The organism is Streptomyces sp. NPDC087310 (genome assembly GCF_044744405.1).
In the GTDB taxonomy this organism is placed as follows: Bacteria; Actinomycetota; Actinomycetes; order Streptomycetales; family Streptomycetaceae; genus Streptomyces.
In genome coordinates, this window is the sequence record NZ_JBIUYF010000002.1 from 325,822 (window position 1) to 334,123 (window position 8,302).

General features: G+C 70.2%; 8 protein-coding genes. All 8 read right to left on the reverse strand.

The window, feature by feature from the left end; genetic code table 11:
* Positions 1–55 precede the first annotated feature (55 nt).
* Positions 56–823: a DUF4097 family beta strand repeat-containing protein gene (locus tag ACIO3P_RS07495; protein ID WP_329827890.1), complete on the reverse strand. Its 768-nt coding sequence runs from the start codon at positions 821–823 to the stop codon at positions 56–58.
* A gap of 304 nt (positions 824–1,127) precedes the next feature.
* Positions 1,128–2,387, reverse strand: a complete 1,260-nt coding sequence (locus ACIO3P_RS07500; RefSeq protein WP_401848602.1) for a hypothetical protein — start codon at positions 2,385–2,387, stop codon at positions 1,128–1,130.
* The gene (locus tag ACIO3P_RS07505; RefSeq protein WP_329827893.1) at positions 2,380–3,756 is read right to left on the reverse strand and encodes an MFS transporter; all 1,377 of its coding nucleotides are present in this window, start codon (positions 3,754–3,756) and stop codon (positions 2,380–2,382) included. Before ACIO3P_RS07505 ends, ACIO3P_RS07500 begins: the two co-directional genes overlap by 8 nt.
* Before the next feature lie 229 nt (positions 3,757–3,985).
* Positions 3,986–4,747: an alpha/beta fold hydrolase gene (locus tag ACIO3P_RS07510; RefSeq protein ID WP_329827894.1), complete on the reverse strand. Its 762-nt coding sequence runs from the start codon at positions 4,745–4,747 to the stop codon at positions 3,986–3,988.
* A gap of 31 nt (positions 4,748–4,778) precedes the next feature.
* Positions 4,779–5,849, reverse strand: coding sequence for an HAD-IIIC family phosphatase (locus ACIO3P_RS07515; protein WP_329827895.1), 1,071 nt, complete (start codon positions 5,847–5,849; stop codon positions 4,779–4,781).
* Positions 5,846–6,991: an acyl-CoA dehydrogenase family protein gene (locus tag ACIO3P_RS07520; protein WP_329827896.1), complete on the reverse strand. Its 1,146-nt coding sequence runs from the start codon at positions 6,989–6,991 to the stop codon at positions 5,846–5,848. The genes ACIO3P_RS07515 and ACIO3P_RS07520 overlap by 4 nt, the downstream gene beginning before the upstream one ends.
* 12 nt (positions 6,992–7,003) lie before the next feature.
* The gene (locus tag ACIO3P_RS07525) at positions 7,004–7,264 is read right to left on the reverse strand and encodes an acyl carrier protein (protein ID WP_329827897.1); all 261 of its coding nucleotides are present in this window, start codon (positions 7,262–7,264) and stop codon (positions 7,004–7,006) included.
* A gap of 127 nt (positions 7,265–7,391) precedes the next feature.
* Positions 7,392–8,264 (reverse strand): 3-hydroxyacyl-CoA dehydrogenase family protein, encoded by an 873-nt coding sequence (locus ACIO3P_RS07530; RefSeq protein WP_401848600.1) that lies wholly within the window; start codon positions 8,262–8,264, stop codon positions 7,392–7,394.
* Positions 8,265–8,302: the final 38 nt, after the last annotated feature.

Consider the following 8,302-nt stretch of genomic DNA (forward strand, 5'->3'; position numbering starts at 1 on the left):
ACGGGGTGCGGCCGGGTGTGAGGAGGCGCGGTCCGTGGATCCGGTACGGAGGGGCTCAGCCGGCGGTGCGCAGGGTGATTCCGCCGTTCTCGGTGGTGGCCGTGATGGCGTGCGCGCTGCCCGCGTCGCTCGGCAGGTCGACGTCCACCTTGCCGTTGTCGGTCTTGGTGGTGACCTTGTACGTGCTGTCCGGGACCTCGACCGTCACACCGCCGTTGTTCGTCTTCACGCCCACCTGGTCGGGGACGCCGGCGAAGGCGAGGTGCACCTTCCCGTTGTCCGAACCGGCCTCGACGCGGGGCGACTTGAGGCCGGTGGCCGACACCGAGCCGCTGCCGCTGCGTACGGTGAGGGCGCCGGAGGCGTCGTTGACGGTGACCGCCCCGTTGTCCGAGGTGATGTCCAGGTCGGTGGTGAACCCCGACGCGGTCGTCTTTCCGTTGTCGCCCTCGACGGTGAGCGCGGTCTTCCGCGGCACGAGCACCTCGTACCGCGCCGTGCAACTGCCGATGACGGATCCGCAGTCGGTGGTCAGGCTGAGCTTGTCGCCGCTGAGCTTCCACGACGCCTTCGGCTTGTCGCCGACGGCGGACCAGCCGGAGAACCAGCGGGTGACCTCGACCTCGTCGACGTCGGCGGGCTTGACCGTGAGGTCGCCGTTGCTCCGGGAGATGGTGAGCTGGTCCCCGACCGGCCCGAAGGAGCGCTTCTCGGGGGTGTTCTCGTCTCCCGTCGACTCACTGCATCCGGTGACGGCCACCAGGGCGAGTAACGCGCCGCCGGCCAGGATCGAGGTGCGGGAGATGCGGTTGAGCGTGGCCACGGGGTGCCTCCGAAGTCTGGGGTCGTACCGACCGGGTGGACTTATGACGCTACGGAGGAATCGATGGGCCTTCGATCCGGTCCGCCCCCTAGATTTTGGGGGGCTACCCCCCGGTCCCGCCGTACGGTCCGCCTCCCCCGGTGCGTTCGGGCAGCGACGAGCGTCAAACCGGCAACGACCGTGCGCGAAACGGCCGTTGTACGAGCTGAGGAACGCGCGTGAGCCCGGTCGGGGTCATCCCCGACCGGGCTCGTACGCCGTCCGTGACCGGCGTCGGCACGCCTGCCCGCGCTGTTCCTTCAGCCTATTCCTTGAGCAGTTGGCGCCATCCCTCCGCGCTCAGGGCGTGCGCGGGGGCCCCGGTGCCCGCGACCCGTTCCCAGAGGCGTGGTGCGACCAGCAGGAGGGCGCTGACGACGCCGAGCGGCAGGGCGACGGCCGGATCGGAGCGGACCGGCAGCAACTCCTCCTTGCTGCCCGCGTACCAGCCTCTGCGGGTCACCGCGCCGGCCAGCTCCCGCAGGACGGCCCGGCGGCCCCGGCCCACCTCCACATGGCGTACGAGGGCCATCAGGAGCATGTGGCTGCGTACGCCCGCACGGGGTGGCGGCAGCGGTCCGGTCCGCTCGCCGAGGGAGACCGCCAGCCAGCGCCGGACCAGGTCGGCGCCGGCCAGTTCGGCGTTGACCGGTTCGACCAGGCGCGGGTTGACGTCGATGTAGTGGACCAGTCCGAAGTCCTCGTCCAGCACCGCGTCCAGGGACATCGGGCCGTGCCAGCCCAGCGTCGCGCCGAGCTTGGTGAGGTGCAGGGTGACGTCGGGCAGGACGATCGACTCCTTCGCCGAGGAGCTGCCCTGCACGCCCTCGCGCCTGCGCAGGACGGTGTGCACCCCGACCAGGGTGCCCTGGTCGAACATGGCCTGGACCATGACGACGGGGCCCGGCAGGGAGCGCTGCACCAGCACCTCGCCGCCGGTGGCGAAGGTGTCCCGTACGGCGGGTTCGGCGGCGATCCTGGCGAGCGCGGCGGCGTCCTCGGCCTGCCACACCCCCCGGCTCGACGTCGCCACCGGCAGCTTGACGTAGGCGGGCAGGGTGTCGCTCCGCGCGAGCAGCGCGCTCTCGTCGCCGACCAGCGCGGTGTCGGGCTGCGGGAGTCCCAGCTCGTCGAAGAGCCGGATGCAGGCGGCCTTGTCCTGGACCCTGCGTACGGCGGCGAAGTCCGGCACCGCGAGCCCGGTGACGAGCCGGCCGATCTCCTCGCGGTGCCGCGAGAGCGCCACGAGCTGCTCGTGGGTGGGTAACAGGATGTCGTACGCGTGGTGCGCCAGGACCTCGCGCAGGGCGTCGAGGTACACCAGCGGGTCGTCCGCGAACCGCGGGCTCCTGTGACGGCGCTTCACCCACCGCGAGAGCGCGGTGAAGGAGAATCCGCCGCTGTCCATGACGCCCACCTCGTGGCCCTGGCGGCCCAGTACGGTGAGCACCTCCCGGGCCGAGGCGCTGGACACCTCGGTGAGCAGAACGCGGTAGCGGCGGGTGTCCGCCCCGGTGTCAGCCATGAGTCATCTCCTTCTGTCGCCGTTCCCGTCCCTTGCCGGCCACGGAACCGAGCACCAGGGCCAGCGCGCCCGCCAGGAAGAACACCAGGATGGACAGCCAGGCGACGCGGTAGCTGCCCGTCCACTGGAGCACGAAGCCGAAGGCGGCCGGGCCCAGGAAGGCCAGGCACCGGTTGACCGTCTCGAAGATCCCGAAGTACTCCGCCGCGCGTTCCCTGGGCACCAGGCTGACGAAGACCGAACGCGACAGCGCGTAGGTCCCGCCGACCACGAACCCCGCGCCGACGCAGAGCGTGGTGAACGCCGCGGCCGACCGTTCGGGGATGGTGGCGCCCGCCACCACCGCCACGAACCAGACCACCACGAACCCCAGCAGCACGTTCCGGCCGCCGTACCGCTCCGCCAGCCGGCCGCCCACGATCGCGCCCACGAAGGCCACGAACTGGACCGCGAGCACGGCGGTGACCACGTCGTCCTGCTTCAGCCCCAGCTCCTCCACGGCGAAGGTGCCCACCAGTGAGGTGACGCTCTGCATGCCGTTGTTGTAGAGCAGGAACGCCACCAGGAACCAGATCGCCCCGGGGTAGGAGCGCATCTGCCGTACCGCCGCGAACAGGGCGCGGTAGGTGCCCGCCCGGCCCGACGGTCCCATGGTGTCCGGCGTCGCCGCCGGGGGCGCGCCGTAGCCGCGCAGCAGCCGTACGGAGACGGCGCCGAAGACGAGCCACCAGGCGCCGGCGCCGAGCATGATGAGGCGTACGGCCTCGCTCTCCGTCATCCCCCAGCTCTCGTGGCGGGCGTACACCAGCAGGGCGGCCATCAGGACGACGCCGCCGCAGAGGAATCCGGTGGCGGACGCCTGGGTGGAGGTACGGTCGCGGCGTTCCGGCGGCGCGAGGGCCGGCAGATAGGTGTTGGCGACCGTGTTCGCGGCGCCCAGCGCCATGGTGGCCACCGCGAAAAGCGTTCCGCCGAGCAGATAGTCCGTCTCGCCGATGGTGTACATGCCCATTCCGGCGCCCGCGCCGCAGAAGCCCAGGGCGCCGAGCAGGACGCCCTTGTCGAATCGCTCGGTCAGGGCGGCGGCCGTCGGCAGCACGAAGATCTGGAGGAGTACGGACAAGCCCACCAGAAAGGGGAAGAAGGAGCTGGCCAGCACCGGAATCCCCAGGGGGTGGAGATAGCCCTGGGCATCGGCCGCGCGCTCGCAGACATCGGTGATGAACGGGCCGAAGAAGATCGAGATCACGGTGGTGGCGAACACCGAATTCGCGCCGTCATAGCAATACCAGCCCACGCGGCCGCGCCGTCCCGAGCGCCAGACGGCTTCACCGTCCTCTGCCACGCATGTTTGCTGGGAAGCGGCCATGGGGGGTCCTCCGCATTTCGAGAAGTGCCGTTCCGGACTTCTCAAATTACGGAGGGTCGACTGATTCACCGATCCGGCCCGCCCCCGAATTGTTGGTGGGGATAACCCCCGGTCACGATAGGCGCTTTTATTGGGCTAAGCCATCGGAGATGTACGGACTTGGAGTACATTTCTGGCCACATGGGCATGCCCCCGACAGGCGGCCGGGGGCACATCGTACGACACCTGGTCAGGCGAGTAGTGATTTCGCCATTCTTTGGAGCAATACATTCGCGGCGTCGTTGATGAAGAAGTGGCCCCCCGGAAATAGCCGAATGTCGAAGTCGGCGGTGGTGAGGCTTTCCCAGGCGAGGAGCTCCGCCTCCCGCGCCCGCGGGTCGTCCCGTCCCCCGAAGACGGTCAGCGGGAGGTCGAGCGGCGGTTCCTCGCGGTACGCGTAGGTCTCGTTGACCGCGAAGTCGGCGCGCAGCAGGGGCAGCAGCGCCGCCATCAGTGACTCCTCGCGCAGGACCTCCGGCGGTGTGCCTCCCATGGCGGCGACCTCGTCGAGCAGTTCGCCGGTCGGCAGGTCCCGCAACTGTTTCCGGCCGTCCGGGAGTTGGGGCGCGGCCCGGCCCGAGACGAACAGGTGCACCGGCGGTCGCGCACCGGCCCGGCGCAGCCGCCGGGCCAGCTCGAAGGCGACCAGGGCGCCGACGCTGTGGCCGTACAGGGCGTACACCCCGGTGAACTGGGTGCGCAGCGCCTCGGTCAGGCCGTCGAGGAGCGTGTCGAGCCGGTCGTACGGTGTCTCCCTGAACCGCTCCGCCCGGCCGGGTGGCTGCACCGGGCAGACGGTCATCCCGGCCGGGGCGAGCCCGCGCCAGGTGGCGAAACTCGCCGCTCCCGCCCCGGCGTTGGGGAAGCAGAAGAGCCGGGGGCCGGAGGGCGGCGCCTCTCCGAAGGGCAGCCAGGCCCGGGCGGGCCGCTGCGTGGTGGTGGTGTGGTTCATGGCCGGTTCCGGCTCCTCGCTGTCAGGGCGCTCACCGGACGGTGACGGTCAGATACTCCGGCGGCGGCTGGATGCGCTCCAGATCGGACTGGAGGAGCACCCGGTTGCCGTCCCGCCCGGCCTCGTGGAAGCCGGCGAACGCGTAGGTGACGTACATGACCCGGTTGCGGCCGGTCTCGACGAAGTCCGCCCGCAGGACGGCGCCGTCCTCCTTGGCCAGCGCCATCACATGGTTGAGCAGGACCGTCCCGACGCCGCGGGCCATCACCCGGCAGGACATCAGCATCATGTGGAGGTGCCAGGCGGGGCTCGCGCGCTCCACGAGGGCGAGCCCGATCTTGCCGTAGCTGCCGTAGCGGTCGGTGAGTTCGGCGACCAGGAGGAGATGGTCCGGGTCCTGGCGCAGGTGGTCGAGTTCGTCGTACGAGTAGGTGCGGCCGGTGGAGTTGAGCTGGTTGGTGCGTACGGTCAGCTCCTCCGCGCGCTGAAGGTCCTCGCGCTGGGCCTCGGAGATGGTGAACCGCATACCGAGCGTGGCCAGGAACTCCTCGCTCGTGCCGGTGTACTCCTCCTCCACGCGGTCGCGGTCGACGGCGCTGCGGTACATCTCGCGGCGCTTGCGCGACTCGTCGGTGACGAACTTCGGCCGGAACTCCGGGGCCTTCAGGGTCTCGGCGAGTCCTTCGACGTCCACGGTGAGGACGGCGGGCAGGTTGTGCTCCACCTCGGCGCGTTCGAAGGGCTGGTCGTCGACGAACGCGACGGCGTCCAGACCGATGTTGATGGACTTGGCGATCTGTTCGACGGAGCCGGACTTGGGGTTCCAGTTGATCTGGGGGTAGAGGAAGTACTCGGCCAGGTTCTCCTCCTCCAGGCGCCGCATCGCGGCGTCGTGGTCGTTGCGGCTGGCGATGGAGTGCAGGACGCCGAGTTCGTCGAGGCGGCGGATCTCCGCGACGACCTCGGGTTTGACGGTGACCCCGGCATCCTCCAGGAGGACGCCGTCCCACAGGGTGTTGTCCAGGTCCCACACCACGCACTTGATCCTGCCGCGCCCCGGCTCGGTGCCGGGATCGCTCCGTACGGTCCGGTCGGCGTTCACCGTGCCACCTCCCGGTAGGCTTCGCCCGCTATGGTGATCTGCTGCAACTCGGTTGATCCTTCGATGATTTCGGCGACCTTGGAGTCGCGGAAGAGCCGGGCGGCCGGGTAGTCGGCGGTGAAGCCGTTGGCCCCGTGGATCTGTACGGCGTCGCTCGCGGCGGCGGTCGCCGCGGTGGAGGCGTGGTACTTGGCCACCCAGGTCGCCATGATCGTGGCGGGGTCGTCGGCGTCCTTGAGGCGGCCCGCCTCGGCGCAGAGCAGCCGCGCCGCCCGGACGTTGACCACCATGTCGCTGATCTTCCGCCGGATGAGCTGGAGTTCGGAGAGCAGCCCGTCCCTGACCCGGCGTTCCGAGGTGTAGGCGACGCAGGCGTCCAGGCATGCCTGGACGACGCCCACGGAGCCGCAGGCCACGCTGTAGCGGCCGAGGTCGAGGGCGCCGGTCATCACGGTGCCGGCCGCCCAGCCGGGCGGGCCGATCAGCGCGTCGGGACCGACGCGCACGTCCCGCAGCACGATGGTCGCGAGCATGCTGGCGCGCGTGCCCATCACCCCCCGGATGGGGGTGATCTCCACACCGGGGGCCCCGGCGTCCACCAGGAAGGCGCTCATCCCGGTCTCCGTCTGTGCGAACACCAGCAGCAGCCCAGCGGCCTGGCCCGCGGTCATCCATTTCTTCTCGCCGTTGATGACCCAGCCGGATCCCGCGGGGGTGGCCACCGTGCCGGGCGCGGCGGCGTCGCTGCCGCTGTCCGGCTCGGTGAGGCAGAAGGCGCCGAGGAGTTCCCCGGTGGCCAGCCGGGGCAGCCAGCGGTCGCGCTGGGCGTCGCTGCCCCAGCGGTGGACCGTCCAGGTGACCATGGTGTGCACGGTCAGGAAGGAGCGGACGGACGAGCAGCCCCGGCCGATCTCCTCGTGGAGCAGGCCCAGGGCGCTCCACCGCGCCCCGCTGCCGCCCGCGTCGGGCGGCAGGAACGGGGCCCACAGGCCCAGTTCGCCCATCCGGGCCGGCAGCGGGGCGGGCAGGCGCTCGTCCTGGTCCCAGGTGTCGGCGTACGGGACGATCTCGGTGTCGACGAAGGCGCGGACCTCCGCGGGGCTCGCCAGGGTCGCTCCGGCGGCGGTGAGGGGGACAGTCATGGTCTCCCCCGTTCAGCCGGCCGAGATCCGGGTGTCACCGGAGACCCGTCCCACCAGTTCGGCCATGGAGTCGAGGGTGCGGAAGTTGTCGATCCGCAGCTCCTGGTTGGGCACCCGGACGCCGAAGGTCTTCTCCACGAACATGACCAGCTCCATGGCGAAGAGCGAGTTGACGAAGCCGAGGGCGAAGATGTCCTCGTCGTCCTTGAGGGAGATCTGCGGGAACTTGGCGGAGATGAACTCGCGGATCGGGGTGCGCGCGTCGTCGGACATGGTCACTGGACTCCTCGGTCGGCCGTGGGAACGGGCGTGTCTGCGGTGCTGTGATGGGTGATGGCAGTGGTGATGGCAGTGGCGTTGGCGTTGGCGTTGGCGTTGGCGTTGGCAGCGGAAACGGCGGTCATGGACGGGCGGGCGCAGTGGCGCCGGTCGGGCCGTACGTGTAGAAGCCCTCGCCGGACTTCCGGCCGTGCAGCCCCGCGTCGGTCATCTTCTTGAGCAGCGGGCAGGGCCGGTACTTGCTGTCCGCGAAGTGCTCGTACAGCACTTCGATGCTGTAGAGGATCGTGTCGACCCCGATGAGGTCGGCGGTCTCCAGCGGTCCCATCGGGTGCCCGAAGCAGCTCCGGAACACCTCGTCGACGGTCTCGGCGGTGGCCACGTTCTCGTACACCAGGCAGGCGGCCTCGTTGACGGTGAGCATGAGCACCCGGTTGGAGACGAAACCGCAGGCGTCGTTGACCGGGATCGCCTTCTTGCCCATGGACGTGAGGAGTTCGCGTACGGCCTCCAGCGCCTCCGGGGAGGTGTGGTGGCCGGGGATCAGCTCCACGGCCGGCTTCATCGGTACGGGGTTCATGAAGTGCACGCCGACGAACTGCCGGGGGCGCCCGGTCAGCGAGGCCAGCCGGGTGATCGGGATGGCCGAGGTGTTGGCGACGAACACGGCGTCGGGCCGGACCAGCGGGTCCATCTCCTGGTAGAGGGAGCGCTTCAGCTCCCAGTTCTCGGTGATGTTCTCGATCACGATCTCGGCGTCGGTGAGCAGCGAGAGTTCGGTGCCGGCCTCGATCCGCTTCAGGACCTCGTCCGCGTCGATCTCGGGTCCGCCCAGCAGCCGGCTCATCCGGCAGTTGGTCTCGACGGTGCTCAGCGCCTGCTTGACGGCGTCGGGGCTGGTGTCCACCAGCGCGACGGTGTGGCCGGAGTGGGCCAGGTTCTGCGCCACCCCGGCGCCCATGACTCCGGCGCCGACGACTCCCACGTGTGTCACAGGGTGCTCCTTCTCTCGTTGTCGCTTCGTTGCGTCGA